Annotated in this window: 19 protein-coding genes and 1 riboswitch; of the genes, 12 read left to right on the forward strand and 7 right to left on the reverse strand. The window is 51.2% G+C overall.

Features of this window, described 5'->3' with window-relative positions:
• Positions 1–179 precede the first annotated feature (179 nt).
• Positions 180–1,271, forward strand: a complete 1,092-nt coding sequence (gene apbC, locus F1E05_RS19180) for an iron-sulfur cluster carrier protein ApbC (RefSeq protein WP_150051339.1) — start codon at positions 180–182, stop codon at positions 1,269–1,271.
• Between the two features lie 63 nt (positions 1,272–1,334).
• On the opposite strand, the gene proB is transcribed toward apbC, so the two are convergent.
• The 4 genes from proB to rplU form a co-directional block, all read right to left on the reverse strand.
• The gene (gene proB, locus F1E05_RS19185; protein ID WP_150051341.1) at positions 1,335–2,456 is read right to left on the reverse strand and encodes a glutamate 5-kinase; all 1,122 of its coding nucleotides are present in this window, start codon (positions 2,454–2,456) and stop codon (positions 1,335–1,337) included.
• Positions 2,443–3,492 carry an Obg family GTPase CgtA gene (cgtA, locus tag F1E05_RS19190; RefSeq protein ID WP_150051343.1) on the reverse strand — a complete coding sequence of 350 codons (1,050 nt, stop codon included), beginning with the start codon at positions 3,490–3,492 and terminating at the stop codon, positions 2,443–2,445. Before cgtA ends, proB begins: the two co-directional genes overlap by 14 nt.
• A gap of 82 nt (positions 3,493–3,574) precedes the next feature.
• The gene (gene rpmA / locus F1E05_RS19195; RefSeq protein WP_150051345.1) at positions 3,575–3,832 is read right to left on the reverse strand and encodes a 50S ribosomal protein L27; all 258 of its coding nucleotides are present in this window, start codon (positions 3,830–3,832) and stop codon (positions 3,575–3,577) included.
• A gap of 17 nt (positions 3,833–3,849) precedes the next feature.
• Positions 3,850–4,161: a 50S ribosomal protein L21 gene (gene rplU, locus F1E05_RS19200; RefSeq protein WP_150051347.1), complete on the reverse strand. Its 312-nt coding sequence runs from the start codon at positions 4,159–4,161 to the stop codon at positions 3,850–3,852.
• A gap of 215 nt (positions 4,162–4,376) precedes the next feature.
• On the opposite strand from rplU, the gene ispB reads away from it, so the two are divergent.
• The gene (gene ispB / locus F1E05_RS19205; protein ID WP_150051349.1) at positions 4,377–5,381 is read left to right on the forward strand and encodes an octaprenyl diphosphate synthase; all 1,005 of its coding nucleotides are present in this window, start codon (positions 4,377–4,379) and stop codon (positions 5,379–5,381) included.
• Between the two features lie 50 nt (positions 5,382–5,431).
• Here ispB and F1E05_RS19210 read toward each other — a convergent pair whose 3' ends face one another.
• Positions 5,432–5,845 (reverse strand): hypothetical protein, encoded by a 414-nt coding sequence (locus tag F1E05_RS19210; RefSeq protein WP_150051351.1) that lies wholly within the window; start codon positions 5,843–5,845, stop codon positions 5,432–5,434.
• A gap of 208 nt (positions 5,846–6,053) precedes the next feature.
• Positions 6,054–6,156, forward strand: a riboswitch (TPP riboswitch).
• A gap of 31 nt (positions 6,157–6,187) precedes the next feature.
• Between F1E05_RS19210 and thiC the strand changes: the two genes are divergently transcribed.
• From thiC to F1E05_RS19235, 6 genes are all read left to right on the forward strand, one after another.
• Positions 6,188–8,056, forward strand: coding sequence for a phosphomethylpyrimidine synthase ThiC (gene thiC / locus F1E05_RS19215; RefSeq protein WP_150051353.1), 1,869 nt, complete (start codon positions 6,188–6,190; stop codon positions 8,054–8,056).
• Between the two features lie 363 nt (positions 8,057–8,419).
• On the forward strand, positions 8,420–8,947 hold the full coding sequence (locus tag F1E05_RS19220) for a hypothetical protein (protein ID WP_150051355.1): 528 nt from the start codon (positions 8,420–8,422) through the stop codon (positions 8,945–8,947).
• A gap of 253 nt (positions 8,948–9,200) precedes the next feature.
• On the forward strand, positions 9,201–12,650 hold the full coding sequence (locus tag F1E05_RS19225; RefSeq protein ID WP_150051357.1) for an AAA family ATPase: 3,450 nt from the start codon (positions 9,201–9,203) through the stop codon (positions 12,648–12,650).
• 314 nt (positions 12,651–12,964) lie between these two features.
• Entirely contained in the window at positions 12,965–13,600 is a 636-nt protein-coding gene (gene lexA, locus F1E05_RS19230; protein ID WP_150051359.1) for a transcriptional repressor LexA, read from the forward strand.
• Positions 13,601–13,609: 9 nt separating this feature from the next.
• Positions 13,610–13,762 carry a hypothetical protein gene (locus F1E05_RS20365; protein WP_190303340.1) on the forward strand — a complete coding sequence of 51 codons (153 nt, stop codon included), beginning with the start codon at positions 13,610–13,612 and terminating at the stop codon, positions 13,760–13,762.
• A 9-nt stretch (positions 13,763–13,771) separates the two neighbouring features.
• Positions 13,772–14,098, forward strand: coding sequence for an NGG1p interacting factor NIF3 (locus F1E05_RS19235; RefSeq protein WP_150051361.1), 327 nt, complete (start codon positions 13,772–13,774; stop codon positions 14,096–14,098).
• Between the two features lie 37 nt (positions 14,099–14,135).
• Here F1E05_RS19235 and F1E05_RS19240 read toward each other — a convergent pair whose 3' ends face one another.
• The gene (locus tag F1E05_RS19240; RefSeq protein ID WP_150051363.1) at positions 14,136–15,296 is read right to left on the reverse strand and encodes a PilT/PilU family type 4a pilus ATPase; all 1,161 of its coding nucleotides are present in this window, start codon (positions 15,294–15,296) and stop codon (positions 14,136–14,138) included.
• A gap of 130 nt (positions 15,297–15,426) precedes the next feature.
• Between F1E05_RS19240 and F1E05_RS19245 the strand changes: the two genes are divergently transcribed.
• The 4 genes from F1E05_RS19245 to F1E05_RS19260 are packed head-to-tail and all read left to right on the forward strand — an operon-like array spanning position 15,427 to position 18,900.
• Positions 15,427–16,470, forward strand: coding sequence for a tRNA (5-methylaminomethyl-2-thiouridylate)-methyltransferase (locus F1E05_RS19245; RefSeq protein ID WP_150052100.1), 1,044 nt, complete (start codon positions 15,427–15,429; stop codon positions 16,468–16,470).
• Positions 16,467–16,691: a sulfurtransferase TusA family protein gene (locus tag F1E05_RS19250; RefSeq protein ID WP_150051365.1), complete on the forward strand. Its 225-nt coding sequence runs from the start codon at positions 16,467–16,469 to the stop codon at positions 16,689–16,691. Before F1E05_RS19245 ends, F1E05_RS19250 begins: the two co-directional genes overlap by 4 nt.
• A 22-nt stretch (positions 16,692–16,713) precedes the next feature.
• The gene (argJ, locus tag F1E05_RS19255) at positions 16,714–17,928 is read left to right on the forward strand and encodes a bifunctional glutamate N-acetyltransferase/amino-acid acetyltransferase ArgJ (protein WP_150051367.1); all 1,215 of its coding nucleotides are present in this window, start codon (positions 16,714–16,716) and stop codon (positions 17,926–17,928) included.
• A complete protein-coding gene (locus F1E05_RS19260; protein WP_150051369.1) occupies positions 17,929–18,900 on the forward strand; it encodes a Nudix family hydrolase in 972 nt (323 codons plus the stop codon). It begins immediately after the preceding gene.
• Here F1E05_RS19260 and yacG read toward each other — a convergent pair.
• The gene (gene yacG / locus F1E05_RS19265) at positions 18,872–19,075 is read right to left on the reverse strand and encodes a DNA gyrase inhibitor YacG (protein WP_150051371.1); all 204 of its coding nucleotides are present in this window, start codon (positions 19,073–19,075) and stop codon (positions 18,872–18,874) included. The genes F1E05_RS19260 and yacG overlap by 29 nt on opposite strands.
• Positions 19,076–19,077: the final 2 nt, after the last annotated feature.

Below are 19,077 nucleotides of genomic sequence, written 5' to 3' on the forward strand. Positions count from 1 at the left end.
GTTGCGCTAAGCTCTTGAAAGCAATTCTATTTGCAATGCACCAAATTCGGCTGTGTCCACACCGTACGCGCCAGTTTGACAATCTCCGCCGGCCGCTTGGGCCAAGCGACCAATCAGTGTTACGCTATCCCTAGCGTTTTACTTGGTTTTCACCCGATTTTTTTATTTAGGAGTCCGCAATGACCGGCATTGACAAGGCTGATGTCGAAAATTTACTTAAAACTTTTATCGATCCCAATATGGCCACCGACTTGGTCAGCGCCAAGGCGGTAAAACAAATCGCCGTCGCAGGAGCAGACGTCTCGGTAAAAATCGAACTGGGCTATCCCGCTAAGAGCTATATAGAGGAGTTGCGCCGGCGTCTGCAGGAAAAATTAGCTTCTCTGCCCGGCGTCGGCCAAATAAGACTGGAAGTCGACGTTAACATCGCCGCCCATTCCGTGCAAAAAACCCTTAAGCCATTACCCAACGTCAAAAACATCATCGCCGTGGCATCCGGCAAAGGCGGGGTCGGCAAGTCCACTACTTCGGTTAACATCGCTTTGGCGCTAGCCTCGGAAGGGGCAAACGTCGGCATTTTGGACGCCGACATATACGGCCCCAGCATCCCGACCATGTTGGGCGTGTCCGGACAACCGGACACTGTCGACGGCAAAATGTTGTTGCCGAAAGTATCGTTCGGGATTCAAACCATCTCCATCGGCTATCTCGTCGATCCCGACCAGCCTATGATTTGGCGAGGTCCGATGGTCACCGGCGCACTACAGCAACTACTCACCCAAACCCAATGGTCGGACTTGGATTACTTGATCATCGATTTGCCGCCGGGCACCGGCGACATCCAACTGACTTTGGCTCAGCAGATTCCGGTCAGCGGCGCCGTGATCGTAACGACTCCGCAAGACATCGCGCTAATCGACGCGCAACGCGGCTTGGGAATGTTCGAGAAAGTCAACGTGCCGATTTTAGGCTTGGTGGAAAACATGAGCATCCACATTTGCAGCAACTGCGGACATGAAGAAGCCATTTTCGGCCAAGGCGGCGGGGTGGCGATGGCCGAGAAAAACCACGTGGAACTGCTAGGTTCGCTACCTCTCGACATCAGCATCAGGCAATTGGCCGACAGCGGCCGCCCGACCGTTGTCGCCGACCCGGACAGCCGAGCGGCACAAATGTATAAGGCCATTGCCCGGAAAATGGCCGCTAAACTGGCACTGCGCGCTAAAGATTACAGCGGAAAATTTCCGAACATCGTCATCCAGAATACCTAGACTTAAACCGACGGTTGCCTCCGGAAATTCCGCGTAAACAGCGCACGGCTATGGACGCCTGCTTTAGATCAATACCAAATTGTCTCTGTGGATTAATTCGGCATCGTCGGCATAGCCGAGCAAGGTTTCGAACTCATTGCTCGGTTTGCCGGCGATTTTGAACGCCTCGTCAGCGGAATAATTGATTAATCCTCTGGCAATTTCCCGGCCCTGCAAATCCCGACAGGACACCAAATCGCCGCGCTTGAAGCTCCCTTGCACGGCTTTGACGCCCACGGCCAACAAGCTTTTGCCGGCATCGCGCAAGATTTTCACCGCCCCGTCGTCTAACGTCAGATTACCCTTGACCTGCAATTGCCCGGCCAACCACTGCTTACGGGCAACCAACGGCTCCAAGGTCGGAACGAGGTAGGTCCCTAAATCTTCGCCGGAAAACACCCTATCGATCGCCTTCTCCGCTTTACCCGACACAATGACGGTCGCCGCTCCGGAACGCGCGGCCAAACGCGCCGCCCGGACTTTGGTAAACATGCCGCCGCGCCCCAGGCCGCTGATGCTGTCTCCGGCCACTTGATCGAGCAATGGTTCGGCAACGCTAACGCGCGAAATCAATTTAGCATCGGGATTCAAGGTCGGATTCGCGTCGAACAGACCTAATTGATCGGTCAAAATAATCAATAAATCGGCTTGCACCAAATTCGCCACCAACGCCCCCAAGGTGTCGTTGTCGCCGAAGCGAATCTCTTCCGTCGCGACCGCATCGTTTTCATTAATGACCGGCACGACGCCGAAATCCAGCAGTGTCAATAAAGTACTGCGCGCATTCAAGTAACGCTGCCGGTCGGATAAATCGTCGTGAGTCAACAAGACCTGTGCCGCCAACAAACCGTGCAGTTGAAATTCGTCCTCGAAGCGCCGGACCAAGCCCATTTGCCCAACCGAAGCCGCTGCTTGTAATTCATGCAAAACCTTAGGCCGCGCTTTAAGCTTTAATCGGCTCATCCCTTCGGCGACCGAACCGGACGACACCAACACGACGTCGACGTTTTGCCGGCGCAGACCGGCCATTTGCGCCACCCAATCCGCGATAGCCGCTTTATTTAGCCCCCGGCCGCCGTCGGTTAATAGCGAGCTGCCGATTTTGACGACCACTCGCTTAGCTTTACAAAACTCAGTCCGGCTCATCGTTTTTTACCGCCTGTAGCGCCGCCTTTTGTTGATCCAAAAAATCCATGATGGCGAACATCAAGGCTTGAGTGCCTTGGTTTTTGAGTGCGGAGATTTTAAATACCGGCCCTTGCCATTCGAGTTCTTCAATTATGGCTTGACAATGCTGCTCCAGTTCGTCGTCCGGCACGTTGTCTATCTTGTTCAACACCAGCCAACGCGGCTTTTCCGCCAGTTCGTCGCTCCATTTTTCCAATTCACGGATGATCTTACGCGCGGAGGAAACCGGCGTTTCTTCGCTCTCGTAGGGTGCAATATCCAGCACGTGCAGCAACAACCCGGTCCTGGACAAATGCTTAAGAAACTGCAGACCCAAACCGGCGCCTTCCGCCGCACCCTCGATCACGCCGGGAATATCGGCAATCACGAAACTACGCATGTCGTCGATACGGACCAAGCCTAAATTAGGGTGCAAGGTCGTAAACGGATAATCGGCTACTTTAGGCCTGGCCGAGGAAACGGTACGGATCAAACTGGATTTACCGGCATTCGGCATGCCGAGCAAACCGACGTCGGCTATGACCATCAATTCCAGGTGCAACAGCCGATGCTCGCCCGGTGAACCTTTGCTGCACTTTTGCGGCGCTCGATTGATACTGCTTTTAAAGCGGGTGTTGCCTAAACCGTGGAAACCGCCTTTGGCAACCAACAAGGTCTGGCCGACCCGAGTAAGATCGCCGATCTTTTCGCCGGTCGTCGCTTCGTAAACGAGGGTTCCGGGAGGCACCGGAACAAAGCAATCCTCGCCTTTGCGCCCGGTGCAATTTCTCGCCATGCCGTTTTGGCCGCGCTGCGCCCTATGTACCGAATGGTAACGAAAATCCACTAAGGTATTGACGTTCTCCGTAGCGATTAAATAAACGCTACCGCCGTCGCCGCCGTCGCCGCCGTCCGGTCCTCCCAGCGGAATGTATTTTTCTCGCCTGAACGAGACGACGCCGTTACCGCCATCGCCCGCCTCTACCCGTATATCCGCTTCGTCGACAAATCTCATGTTACACCGCTAGAAAACAAAAAAGCCCCGCTGAATAACGAGGCTTTCTGCATCGATTGTGCGCGAGGCACAGTCTGAAAATTTATGCTGCAACGATACTAACGAATTTGCGGTTATTCTCGCCTTTTTCAGCGAATACCACTTTGCCGTCTATCAGCGCAAACAAGGTATGGTCCTTACCGATACCAACGTTGTCGCCGGCATGAAATTTTGTGCCGCGTTGACGCACCAAAATATTGCCCGCTTTAACCACTTGACCGCCGAAACGTTTAACGCCTAAACGCTGAGCATTAGAGTCGCGCCCGTTTCGGGTACTACCACCTGCCTTCTTATGAGCCATTTTCTAACCTCGATTCGTTATGCGGAAATGCCAGTAATCTGGACTTCCGTGTAATATTGACGATGCCCCATTTGTTTCATATGGTGCTTACGTCTTCTAAATTTTATGATTCTGACTTTTTTGTGTCGGCCTTGAGAAACGACAGTCGCCGTTACTTTACCGCCATCGACAAAAGGCTGCCCCACTTTAACCGTGTCCCCGGACTGCACCATCAACACTTTATCAAACTCAACGCTGTCGCCTGCGCCCAACTCGAGTTTTTCAATTTTTAGGGTAGTACCTTCCGCGACACGATATTGTTTACCGCCTGTTTGAATTACCGCATACATCAGCGTAAGCTCCGTCAAGCATTGCAATTAAATAGAACAGACTATTATATTTTTGTTATTTCAATAGGTCAACGCGAAATTGCGGTTAAAATACAGCTAATTGAGCTCGCTCCCCGCGAGTGGAACACGGGTACTATTGACACTATTGAACAATATCAATAGGATTCCGCCCATTTTAGCCCAAGCCCGCGCTACCGGACGACGAAAATCTCCACATGACAGCCACCAACTCTACGACCTCTCCGGTCACTATCGATTTCGAATCGATCAAAAATTTGACTGCGACGGAAACGCAAGCGACTGATCGGTTGATCATAGAAGAGCTTAGTTCGGATGTTGTTCTCATCAACCAAATCGGCCACTACATTATAGGCAACGGTGGCAAACGCCTGCGTCCGATGCTACTGCTGCTCGCCGCCAAAGCGCTCGGCCACGTGGACAAGCACCACCTCACCCTAGCTGCCGTCATCGAATTCATTCACACAGCCACCCTGTTACACGACGATGTGGTGGACGAATCCGTGTTGCGTCGCGGCAAAGAATCCGCCAACGCGGTCTGGGGCAATGCGGCCAGCGTATTGGTCGGCGACTATTTGTATTCCACCGCCTTCGAAATGATGGTTCGCACCAATAACATGCGCGTGATGGACATCATGTCCAAGACCACAACCGCGATTGCCGAAGGCGAAGTCCTGCAATTGTTAAATTGCAACAACCCCGACACCACCGAAGAAAAATACCTGGACGTCATCGCTAGAAAAACCGCCATCCTATTTAGCACGGCAACCCGGTTAGCCGCCGTAATCTCCGGCAGCAATAACGCAATTGAAGAAGCACTCGCCGTCTACGGCCAGCAACTCGGCGTCGCCTTCCAATTAATCGACGATGCTTTGGACTACAAAGCCAACACCCAGGAACTCGGCAAAAACCTCGGCGACGACTTAGCGGAAGGCAAACCCACTCTACCGCTTATATACGCAATTGAGCACGGCTCGCCGGAACAGGCACGGACAGTAATAGAAGCGATTAAAAAAGGTTCGCGCGAAGCGTTTAACGCTGTTTACCAAGTCGTCTTAGCTACCGATGCAATCGAGTACACCGAGAAATGCGCGGAACGGGCTGCGGAAAAAGCGATTAGCGCTTTAGAAATCTTGCCCGAGTCCGCATACAAAACCGCCCTGATCCAATTAGCGCATTTTTCCGTGCAGCGGGATTATTGATCGCATCGACTTGAATTCCGCACATCTTGCAACACTGCAATCCTCGCAGCTTAGACATCGCCCGCCGCCCCTTCCTCCGCCAACAACCCTCCAGCCTGTTGGATGAGACAGAGCAGCGCGGCGTGCTGCTTTTCGATTTTATCGAGCAACTCGCCCAACAAAACCCCCGCCTCACCCTCCGCACTCAGATCGCACAATCTTGCTTCCAGCGAACTCATCACGTCGTTATCCACCATCCCATCCAATTCGTCTATCAGCGGATCGAAGCGCATTCGCTCGGCAAATTCCAACTTATCGATTTGCGCGGCACATTCTCGTAACTTCTCACAAATCACCAGAATCCGCCTAACACAGTCCGTCATATCCTGAAACTGGGAAAGCCCATTGACTAATAAATCCAGCTCGCGCGCGGCTTGATCAACATGTATCAACCATTGTTTAAAACGTTTTTTTACCGACTTCATGCCAGCCCGACCTCGACCTATTCGAAAAAAATTAGCTGATAACCAACGCCTGTCCCAGCAAAAAAGCATTGCAAACCAACCCTGCGCAAATTCCCGCAAAGCAGGCGCCCGCGACTTGAAAACTCATCTGTTTCTTAAGAAATTTAGCAGCTTATCCAGTACTAGAATACTTGCAATTATGCGTTCAATCCATTACCTTAACCCTCCAACCAAAGGCTAGGGGTGCTTGTGCCGACTGTCGGCAAAGCTGAGAAAAACCCTTCGAACCTGAACCGGTTAATACCGGCGTAGGGAAGCCAAGCCCTTCCCTGCGCTCACGACTATTGATTTTTGGAGACACTGATGAGCGCTGTCCGCAACGACATTACTACCGACACCGGCAGTAACATTAGAATCGATTCCTACCCCGCATCGGAAAAAGTATATCTCGAAGGCAGCCGCCCCGACATCCGAGTGCCGATGCGCAAAATTCATTTATCCGACACCCCTGCCCACTTCGGTGCAGAAAAAAACCCGCCGATATACGTCTACGACACCTCCGGCCCCTATACCGATCCGAATTACCCCGTCAATTTGCACAAAGGACTGAAATCCGTTCGGACCGCGTGGATCGAAGAGCGCAGCGATACCGAACAACTTATTTCGCCCAGCTCCAAATACGGCCAAGAACGGCAAAACGACCCCAAAACCTCCCACTTGCGTTTCGAGCACATTCGCCTGCCCAGACGAGCCAGACACGGTCATAACGTCAGCCAAATGCATTATGCGCGCCAAGGCATCATAACCCCGGAAATGGAATTCATCGCCTTACGGGAGAACCAAAATCTGGAAGAAATGCGCGACCGCTATCAAGGCCAACACCCAGGATTTTCTTACGGCGCCAATATTCAGTCTTACATCACCCCCGAATTCGTCCGCTCCGAGGTGGCACGCGGACGCGCCATCATCCCGGCCAACATCAACCACCCGGAACTGGAACCGATGATCATAGGCCGCAACTTCCTGGTCAAGATCAACGGCAACCTGGGCAATTCAGCACTGACCTCGTCGATCGAGGAAGAAGTGGAAAAAATGCTGTGGGGCATCCGCTGGGGTGCCGATACCATCATGGACTTGTCGACCGGTAAGAATATCCACGAAACCCGCGAATGGATTTTGCGCAACTCACCGGTTCCTATCGGCACCGTGCCTATCTATCAGGCGCTGGAAAAAGTCGACGGTAAAGCCGAAGAATTAACTTGGGAAATCTTCCGCGACACCTTGATCGAACAAGCCGAGCAAGGCGTCGATTACTTCACCATCCATGCCGGCGTGCGCCTACACCACGTGCCACTGACCGCCCGCCGCTTGACCGGCATTGTCTCGCGTGGCGGTTCCATCATGGCCAAATGGTGCCTGGCTCACCATACCGAGAGCTTCCTCTACACCCATTTCGAAGAAATCTGCGAAATCATGAAGGCTTACGACGTGTCGTTCTCGCTGGGTGACGGCCTGCGCCCCGGCTCGATCTACGATGCCAACGACGCCGCCCAGTTCGGCGAACTGGAAACCCTGGGCGAGCTGACCCAGATCGCCTGGAAACACGACGTGCAAACCATGATCGAAGGCCCCGGCCACGTGCCGCTGCAAATGATCAAAGTCAACATGGACAAACAGCTGGAAGATTGCTTCGAAGCGCCGTTCTACACCCTGGGCCCTTTGACCACCGACATCGCCCCCGGTTACGACCACATCACTTCAGCCATCGGCGCCGCCAACATCGGCTGGTACGGCTGCGCGATGCTCTGCTACGTGACCCAGAAGGAACACCTGGGCTTGCCTAACAAACAAGACGTCCGCGAAGGCATCGTCACGTATAAAATTGCCGCCCATGCCGCCGACCTGGCCAAGGGCCATCCCGGCGCGCAGATTCGCGACAACGCCATGTCCAAGGCCCGTTTCGAATTCCGCTGGGAAGACCAGTTCAACCTGGCGCTGGATCCGGAAAAAGCCCGCTCGTTCCACGATGAAACGCTGCCCAAAGAGTCTGCAAAAGTCGCCCACTTTTGCTCGATGTGCGGCCCGCACTTTTGCTCGATGAAAATCACCCAAGACGTGCGTAACTACGCCCAAGAACGCGGCATGCAGACCGAAGAAGCCCTTAAACAAGGCATGCAGGAAAAATCGGAGGAATTCTTAAAAGACGGCGCCCGCATTTATCGAGAGGTCTAGCCGCCGACAAAATCCTCAGCGATGTCAACTTATTTAACATCAGCCGACCGAAAAAACCTATAAAACGTGACAAGCCGGCAACAAAAACTATTTTTTAGCCACAATTAGTATGCATTTTGGCCACAACCTTCAGCCAGCGCCCCTAAAACAAAGTAAAAGTGTCGGATATTTTGACACTCATCTCATTTTAATGTGGTAATACATTGATAAGTAGTTAACAATTTTTAGGCTTAAAATTTGCTTCAGACCAACCGGGAGAAAAGCATTTAATGGCATTCGTATAAGATTCAAGCTTCTACGCAATTTAAATGCCTTTTTCCCATATCCCTTAATACTTAATGCAACTCTTGAAGGTGTTTACTTATGTTCTCTAAACTCAAAGCGAGCATGGTACTGGCGCTAGCATTAGCCGCCAATATCGCTCAAGCCGGTGTATGGGCACCAGCAGCCAACCCGTTAGTAGCAGCGGACTTACAAACCCTTTACCAATTGCCTAGCAATGCGGAATTCGGGATTTTTGAAGATACCGCAGACGTCTCTTCAGCCGCACCGGTATTAACCTTTATCGGCGGAGCCGAAATCACTTTCGCTCAAAGCGGAAGCGACTATACCGTTAGCGCCAATGGCTCAGAAGGAACTTTATCCGGATCATTCATGTTCCAATTCGGCTGGAATAACAATGGCGTTTGGGAAACCGAAACCTCCAGCGCGCAACTGACTGCAGACGGCTTTTGGCTGTTAGCATTCGGAACCGGTCAAGGCAATTTGGTTCCGTTGTTAGCACAAGTAACACCCATGGGCGAAGTCGGCGAAGTACCGCTACCGGCAACCGCATGGTTTATGGTAACTTCACTGTTCGGCATGCTGTTCGTAGGCCGCAGAAAAGCTTAATAAGCTGATTAACTCGTGACTGCGAGTTATTAAAGCCGGTTAACCGAGCACTTTTGGTTAACCGGTTTTTTTTGTCCAAAATACGTATGGCCTATCTATTCTCGCAATCCCGTTAAATTAGACGTCACGATGCGCCGCATCATTTCGATTGCCCACCGAATCCGCAACATCGGTTTTCTCCCTCGTTTCCTTGGTGTAACATCTGCGCCACCCAATTATTGCCGCTCGCGTGTTCAGCTTTTAGATTCCTTCTATGCGCATACTTAATCTGTACTTCAAAAACATCAATTCGCTGGAAGGCGAGAGCCGCATTCATTTTGATAAAGGCCCGATTGCCGACAGCGGCGTGTTCGCGATTACCGGGCCGAACGGCTCCGGAAAGTCGAGCATACTTGATGCAATGACCCTAGCGTTATACGGAGAAACCTATCGGCTAAACAAGCCTGCAACCCACGTCGTCACCAAGCACGCGCAAGAATGTGCCGCGCAAGTCGAATTTGCGGTTGAAAACAGCCGCTACAGAAGCGCTTGGCGCATAGACCTCGTCAACCATTTAAATGAACAGATTGACTTAGCCCAGCCGAGCATGCAGCTATGGGAAATCACCGGCCAGGAGGTATTGCTCGCCGAAACGCCTAATCAGGTGCGCAAGCTAATCGCCGAATTGACCGGGATGGATTTTCACAAATTCAGCAAATCCATTGTTCTACCCCAAGGGGATTTCGCCGCGTTTTTACGCGCCCTGGATAGCGAACGCATGGATATTTTGGAAAAGATCAGCGGATCATCCATCTATTCCGACCAAATTAAACAACTGGAAGCCAAGCATGCACAGATAAGCCAAACCCTTACCCAACTAAGGCAAGACTTGGCGGCCCTACCGCTAATGAGCCAAGCGGAAGTCGATGCCGCAATCCATGACTTAGAAGACAACCAAGACGAAGTTGCCGATTTAAAACAAAAACAGCAACGATACCAAAGCAATTTGGCACAAGCCCTGCAGATTGCCGAGCTTGAACAGACACAACAAAAACTGCACATCCAGCAACAGACATTAACGACCGACTTACACCTGCGAGAATCTCAATTAGCACAGATCGATCAACACGCCGCCGCACTACACTACCGTAGCGACATAGAATTACTGGACCAAAAACAAACGCAGATCAGAACCTACCAAACCGAACTCGAGCAAATTCGTCACGAATTAACGCTTCTACAAGCCAAGCTTGCCGCGTCAAACGCCACAGCAGCACCGCCCTTGTCCGAGAAATCGTTGGCCGAACAGCAACAAGCCATAGACTCACTAAAACTTTCGGTCAGCGAACTAAAACTTGAATTGCCTCGCCAACAGGAATTAGCCGAGTCTATCCGCCAAGCGATACACAATAGCCAAAATGCACAAAGCGAATTAGACCTCTGGCTGGATAAGCACTCGAGCGATGCTGTACTGGTCGAACAATTTCCCGATGTTGTCCGCTTACGCAATTTACGCAATGAACTCGTTGAACTCGGCAAAAAACAAAAAAACCAGACTAATTGGAGCAAAAATACCGGGGCTTCATTGCAGAAGACAAAGGACTCCCTGCAAAAGCTACAAGCCGAATTGAAAGACTCGACCGCCAAGATAGAAGCTGATCGGCAAACCTTGGCCGAATTAGCTCAAGGTAGACCAATCGACAGCTTGCTCGACTTGCAACAAGAACAGCAAAACCGCGTCAATGATTTCTTAGAGTTGATCTCGCTAGCAAACGCCACAGCCAAACTCACCCATAAAGGCTTGCTGAGCTGGCTAGGCATCAAAAAGCCTGCCGAAACCCCGCTGGACGCCAACCTGCTGGTGTCTCGCGTCGACGAACTGCACATAGAAATCGCCCGAGAAGAAAACATCATCAAAGTCTTGGAACGCGCCTTGCGCAACGAGGCTCTGGTCAAAAAAATGAGCGCCGAAAGAGCCAAATTGATCGAAGGCCAGCCGTGTTTCTTGTGCGGCTCTACAACTCATCCTTATGCGCAAAAGCCGCCGGTCTTTACCGATGCCAAACAAGCGCTCCATGATCAACGCAACAAAATCCAGGCCTTAAAATCGCGTCTGGAGCAGGCTAACGCCCAGCTCATCAGCACCGAAAAACAAAATTTCCGCTTAAGCGCCAAACAGAAACGTTTGCAACAAATGCAATCACAATGGACGCTATTGGCTAATCGCTTGAACATCATGCGCGCCGAAATGCATATCGAAAATTTGTCGCTGCAAAAATATTTACTGGCGCATGAAATGGAAGAGCTGGACAAAATAAACGGCACGGTCAAGCAACACCAAAGTTTACAGCGCAGCATCGCCAAGATGCAGGCCGATGTTGCCGCCAAACAAGAACAGCAACAAAAATTGGTGCTCAGCGTCACCGAGTTGGAAGCCGCATGGGCCAATAGGCCTGCGGATTACGATGAAGTGGAAAAGCGCTTCACAGAATGCCGGCTGGAAGAACAAGCATTAAGTACCGCGCTTAAACAACAACTGGCAACCTTAGGCGAAAAACTGCCGGGGCGCGGCAAAGAAAACTCCTTGTTCGATCGTCTCAACGCCAGACGCCAGGATTACCAAGTCTATCAGCTCCGAAAACAAGGAGTCCTCAAGGAAGTCGCCGGCTTGCAAGAACAATTGCGGGCCGGCGAAAACCGCATAACGCTGTGTCAGCAGCAATTACAACAATACAGCGAGAATTTAAATAGCCAAGAACAGCTAGGCATTCACATCGCCATCATCGAAAAACAAAAACTGTTGATCGCCCGCGAACACGAATTGCGCATCGTACAAATAGAACACAACACCATCTTGGAAACCGTCGCACACCGACTTGCCGGCACTTCCATTAAGGACATCACCATGTTGCGAGAGCTACTCGCGCTCATTGCCCGGCAAGCCGAAATTCAAGCGGCCCACGACAACCTCAAGGCGCAGCTTGACGAAAATGCCGAGCGCCGGGTAGGACTGCAAACAGAATTGGCCGAGGCCTATGCACAGGCAAGCGATTTGCCGGCTCCGCAAGAGCTTCAACACGAACTGCAACAAATCGCCAATCGGATCGAGCTATTCGAGCACGAAATCGTCCGCTTGGAGCAGAAACTCGAAAAACAAAATACCTATCGCGATCAATTTGAAAGCTTATCGCGACAATTAGAGCAGCAAAGTAAACTTTACGAACAAACCGGCAGCGAATTGCAGGCTATTCAGGACGATCCCGCCGGTTTCAAGCAACGCATACGGCAAATACTGGCAGACCGGCTATTGGCGGAAACCAATCGCATCTTGGAACGGTTAAGCGGCCGCTATTTTGTCCGTAGCGGTGTCAGCGAACACGGTTTGGCTTTGGAAATAGAGGACAGCAAGCAACAAAACGTGCGCCGCTTGCCGCAAACGCTTTCGGGCGGAGAAAGCTTTGTCGTCAGCTTGGCTCTGGCACTCGCTTTAGCCGAAATCGCCGGCAACGGTAAGTCGATCGACTCGTTCTTTTTGGACGAAGGATTCGGCAATCTGGATGCGGAATCGCTATACCTAGTGATGTCCACGTTGGAGAACCTAAAAACTCACGGTAAAGTGATAGGCGTTATTTCCCATATCGACGGCGTGAAAAAGCGTATCAAGACCCAAATCGAATTGGTTAAAAAACCCAACGGGCTTAGCGAATTGAAAATGGTCGCTTGATCCTAACGACCATGAAGGTCTGGCAAATGAAAGGTAGTTTGGCATAGTCGCGACGATGGCCTTGCGAATCGCGGCTATGTGTCGTTCCCACCATGACTTTCATAAGCAACAATCAAGACCACAGTAAAGCCGCTATAGCGAGCCCTGACACCTCACTGGACTAACATCCAAAGCCTTCTCAACCGCCACAACCGTCCTGCTATTTAGCCACAAGTCTTAACCCGCCCATACGCAAAAAATCCCTACAAACTTACATTTGTTTTTTATTTGTTCTTGGTTTATGCTTAACATAAAGAACAAATATAGAACAATAAATGAATCTGACTCGCAAACAACAAGACCTTTTCTACTTTTTACTGAACAACCTGGACAACTTACCTCAACCCTTAACGCTAGAGGCATTATGCTCGGCCATGGGTTTGAAATCCCGCGGCTCACTACACGGACACATCAAAGCCTTGATAGACGCCGAGCTATTGGAGGCTCCGGAACGTAAACAACGCGGCATCCGTTTAACCGAGCGCGGAAAGTCTTACGCCAAACCCAAACCAAATACACAAGAGAATCGCCTGCCTTTGGTAGGGGTCATTGCGGCCGGCCGGCCCATAGAGGCTCTGGAAAACATCAGTTACATAACCGTCCCGCACCAATTGCAGACGGAAAAACCTTGTTATGTCTTAAAAGTTAAAGGCGACTCCATGATAGAACAAGGCATATTCGATGGAGACTGGGTCATTATCGAACAACGCAGCCACGCCAGAAACGGCGAAATCGTAGTCGCGTTGATCGACAAATCCGACGCAACCCTGAAAATTATCGAGCAATATCCGCACGAAACCCTATTAATCCCCGCCAATCCAGACTTGAACGTCATGCGTTACCGCCCCGAGCAAATCGAAATTCAAGGGGTATTGGTCGGACAAATGCGTAGCTATGTCTCTCACCATTAGGAGCTTCCTATGAAAACCCACTATGTGCACATGCGAGATCAAAAAGCCAATCAACAAGCCATGCAATGCCGACAAACCCGGCAATCGGCAATCAACATGCTGGAAGACGCCACCGTACTGGCCGTACTCTGGGGGCTGATGTTGCTGACAGGCGCACTTTAAAACACAGACATGTATCAAATCACGTTCTACGTCCCTGCCAGTCACTTGGACAAGGTCAAACAAGCCTTGTTTAGCGCCGGCGCGGGACGTTATCGCAGTTATGATCAATGTTCATGGCAAACTTTAGGCCAGGGCCAATTTAGACCGCTGGCCGGCGCTCAACCCTATTTGGGCGTAGCCGGACAGCTCACCAAAATTGCCGAATATAAAGTGGAAATGATTTGCGAATCGGCAAATTTACCCGCTGCACTGAATGCCTTGTTCGCAAGCCACCCTTACGAACAACCCGCCTACGCCGTACAGAAAATCTTGCAAGCTTCCGATATCGCCGACTAATCGCATACGTTATTCACCGACACCGCGGAAAATGCAATCAGTGCTCGTCTTCATTTTCGTCCTCGTCTTTGATGATTGCCTGCAGCGACAAGCCGCCGTCACCCGCCGGCTTGTCTTTAGCAGCCGTCGCAGAGCCTAAACCCTCGCTTAAATTGATTTTCAATTTCAAGTTGTTAGGTGAATCGGAATTGCGCAAAGCCTCCTCCAAGGAAATCACTCCACTTTTATATAGTTTCAGCAAGTGACTATCGAAAGTCTGCATACCGATATTTTCGGATTTTTCCATGGCCTCCTTGATGGCATGCACGTCGCCCTTTTGAATCAAATCGCTGACTAACTTGGTTCCCAGGAGGATTTCAATAGCCGCCACCCGTTTTCCTTCCACCGTGGGTACTAAACGCTGGGATACAAAAGCTTGCAAATTCAGCGACAAATCCATTAGCAGCTGCGGCCGGCGTTCTTCAGGAAAAAAATTGATAATTCTATCCAGGGCTTGGTTGGCATTATTGGCGTGCAATGTCGAAAGGCATAAATGCCCGGTTTCAGCGAATGCCAATGCATGCTCCATGGTTTCCTGGCTGCGAATTTCCCCGATCAGAATCACGTCCGGCGCTTGCCGCAAGGTATTTTTCAACGCGTCTTCGTAACTCAAAGTATCTACCCCGACTTCACGCTGGTTAACCAGCGATCGTTTATGCGGGTGGACGTATTCGATAGGGTCTTCAATGGTAATGATGTGACCGGAAGAATTACCGTTGCGATAATCGATTAATGCTGCCAACGATGTCGACTTTCCGGACCCTGTGCCGCCTACAAACAAAATCAGACCGCGTTTTTCCATGATTTTGTCTTTCAAGATTTGCGGCAATCCTAGCGCGTCGGCATTAGGAATATCGACTTTAATGTTGCGGATGACCAAGGCATGCGTATTGCGCTGCTTGAAAATATTGACCCGAAATCGGCCGATGCCCGGCTCGGCTATCGCCAAGTTCATCTCCGGCTTATGCTCGAAGCTGGCACGCTGGTCGGCATCCATAATGCTGTTTGCAATCTCGCGCAGCCGCTCGGCGGTCAATTTAACATTTTCCAACGGCTTCAGCGTTCCCTGAAACTTCGCGGCAGGCGGTGCATTTTGAGTCAAATACAAATCCGAACCATCGTGTTGAACCAATATCTTCAAATAGTCTTTAAATTCCATAAACCAACCTAGCGCAATACACCCATTGCGCTTAAGTTTAGAGTAAAGCCATTAAAGTTGAAGCAAGGTAAGCTGTCGTGGAATGGCGTATAATGTTACTTTTTTACAACACCTTGGCGTTTTTGTGGTTATCGCTCAACAAAAAAAGGCTGTAGCACTGATTTCCGGCGGTTTAGATTCCATGCTGGCCGCCAAAACCATCATGGCTCAGGGCATACATGTCGAAGGCATTAACTTTTTCACCGGCTTCTGTGTTGAAGGTCATACTCACGCAATACGCAAGCAGGACGAAAACAAACCCAAGCGCAATAATTCGTTATGGGTCGCCGAACAACTGGGCATCAAGCTCCATATCATAGACATCATAGAAGAATACAAACAGGTCTTGCTCAATCCCAAACATGGTTATGGCGCAAATATGAACCCCTGCCTGGATTGCAAAATCTTCATGGTCAACAAAGCCAAACAATGGATGGCGGAAAACGACTTCGACTTCATCATCACCGGCGAAGTCGTCGGCCAACGCCCGATGTCGCAACGCAAACAAACCATGCCTATCGTTGCGGCCGAATCCGGCGCGGACGATTTATTAGTGCGACCTTTATCCGCGCAAAATTTGCCGACTACTTTGCCGGAACGCCAAGGCTGGATCGATCGTACAAAAATGCACGGCTTTAGCGGCCGTTCCAGGAAACCGCAAATGGCATTGGCCAAGCAGTACGGCTTTTCGGATTACGCGCAACCGGCCGGCGGCTGTTGTTTTTTAACGGACGAAAGCTATTCGCTGAAACTGGTCGATCTCTGGCAAGCCCGCGGAAAGCGCGATTATGAACTGGACGACGTCATGCTGTTAAAGGTCGGCCGTCATCTGCGGCCACGGGCGCACTTCAAAATCATTATCGCCCGCGAAGATGGCGAAGCTCGCTTCATGAGCGGTTATAAAAATGATTTCATGAGTATGTATTGTACTAGCCACCGCGGACCGCTAGCCTTGATAGACGGCAATCCCAGCGATGACGATCTGCAGTTGGCCGCCCGCATAACCGCCCGTTACGGACAAGGACGGGAGGCGGATTCAGTCGAGGTCGCGGTACGTAATCCTTCAGGAGAAGAGCGGCACTTGCAAGTTAAACCATTGCCCGCCGACGAAATCGAGCAGGGTTGGTTCATATGAATCAAGAAACGTTAAACGCTCACCGCTTGCTCTGTCCTTTGCCGGTCATTCGCACTCAAGACAAAGTAAAAACCCTGCAAGCGGGCGACCGGTTAACCGTGCGCTGCACCGATCCGGGGGCCATGCACGACATTCCAGCCTGGTGCCGCATCAACGGCCACAAAGTTCTGGAAACCAAAGCCGAGAACGGCGAATATGTAGTGGTATTGGAAGTTGCTTAATTTATGTCGAATGGGAGATGACATGGCAGTAGGACTCTGTGATTTTCCAACTATGCATCCGGTAGCGGGAATCAAACTCGGTACGTGTAACGCGGGAATCAAACAAACACAACGAGATGACGTTTTAATCATTCAAATGGCTGAAAACGGCAGCTGTGCGGCAGTATTCACGCAAAACGCCTTCTGTGCGGCTCCGGTCATTCTCGCTCGAGATCATTTGACCATGGGAGCGCGCTGGTTGCTGGTCAACTCCGGTAACGCCAACGCCGGCACCGGCAAGCAAGGGCTACAGGATGCTTTTGCCTGCTGCGCAGCGGTGGCGGACGAAGTGGACGCTATAGCCCAACAGGTATTGCCCTTTTCTACCGGAGTCATCGGCGAGCCGCTGCCCGTGGACAAAATTGCCGGAGCAATACCCAAGGCGGTGGCCAATCTCGATGAATCACATTGGGATAAGGCCTCCCGAGCCATCATGACCACGGATACTTTCGCCAAAGGCGCTTCCTGTGCCGTCGAGATCGCCGGCCAAAAGATAACGATCACCGGTATCGCAAAAGGCGCCGGCATGATACATCCCAACATGGCGACTATGCTCAGTTTTGTCGCCACCGACGCGACGGTTGAACAATCCGTCTTGCAACACATTTTGTCCGAAGCGGTTGAACAATCATTTAACCGTATTACGGTGGACGGCGACACATCCACAAACGATGCTTGCGTTTTATTGGCATCCGGCTGCAGCAACGCTCCGGAAATATTGCCCGGCACGGATCACTACGCGGTATTTTCCGCAGCCGTCTCGCAAATACTCAAACGCCTGGCCGAGTTGATCGTACGAGACGGGGAAGGCGCGACCAAACTGATACGGATTGCGGTGGAGCAAGCGAAAGATGACGCCGAAGCCGTATTAGTGGCCAAAACGATTGCCCATTCACCCTTGGTTAAAACCGCATTTTTTGCCAGCGACCCGAATTGGGGGCGCATTTTGGCAGCAGTCGGCCGAGCCGGCCTTGTCAATTTAGAGTTAGAAAAAGTACAAATTTATCTGGGTACGGTTTGTATCGTCGAAGCCGGCGGACGCTCACCCGGCTATACCGAACAAGACGGGCAACGCGTAATGGATCAAGCGGAAATCGCAATTACGGTGCGGCTTGGCCGCGGCAACGCTTGCCAAGAAATTCTTACCTGCGATTTTTCCTACGATTACGTCAAGATCAATGCCGAATATCGCACATAAATGTTAGATCCTGCCCCGTTGCATGTCGCTGTCGGCGTAATACGCAACCCGGACGGCCGAATTTTGTTGACTCAACGCGCCAAGAATGTTCACCAAGGCGGCTTATGGGAATTTCCCGGCGGTAAGCTGGAGCCGAATGAGTCTCCGGAACAAGCCTTATACCGAGAACTGCATGAGGAAGTCGGTATTGAGGTCCATCACGCACGACCGTTACTGAAAATCAAACATCGATACCCGGAGCTGGCGGTTCTGTTGGATGTGTGGCAAGTAGTCGGATATTCAGGAACGCCGTACGCGCGCGAAGGTCAAGCAATGGCCTGGGCTAAGCCCGACGAACTTTCCGATTACAGATTCCCTGCCGCTAACTATCCGATCATAGCAGCCGTGCGCCTACCCGATCGCTATGCAATTTTAGAGGGCGTAAATTGTTCTTCGATTTCGGACAAACTGGAATTATTAAAAAAGCAAGGCATCAGCCTGTTGCAATTTCGTTGTAAATCGGCCCGGACATCAGAAATTAGCCAGCTCCATCATCAGGTCGCTGCTTTTTGCAAAAGCAATGCTATTACCTTGCTTGGTAACTCCGATCATAACTTCGAAGCACACGATATCGACGGCATTCATCTTACGGCACGCCGGCTGGTAACCCTGAATCATCGCCCTCGCGGTTTCGACTGGGTTGCTGCATCTTGCCATAATATTGGGGAACTCGAACACGCACAACGCATTGGCGTGGATTTTGCTGTTTTAGCGCCCGTCATGCCTACCCCAACCCATCCGGACGCGCCTGCGTTGGGTTGGTCGGCTGTAAGCAGCTTAGTGGCCGAAATTAATATTCCGGTCTTCGCCATGGGCGGTTTGAAAGCGACCGATCTACAACGGGCAATTGCGGCCGGCTGCCAGGGTATGGCCGGTATTAGCGCTTTTTTAACGGCCGACAAATTCACTCAGAAGCCTGACCGGAGCTATTGAGCTCGGAAAATTCGACCGGTTCGCCTGGAATTTTATGCGCCTCGGTGGCCCAATCACCTAAGTCGATCAATTTGCAACGTTGGCTGCAAAACGGCTTATAGCGCTGCTGAGCAACCCAAGGCACCTGTTTTTTACAAGTCGGACACGACACAAAAAACAGGTTTTGCTCGCTCATCT

Origin of the sequence: Methylomonas rhizoryzae (assembly GCF_008632455.1) — a bacterium.
In the GTDB taxonomy this organism is placed as follows: Bacteria; Pseudomonadota; Gammaproteobacteria; order Methylococcales; family Methylomonadaceae; genus Methylomonas; species Methylomonas rhizoryzae.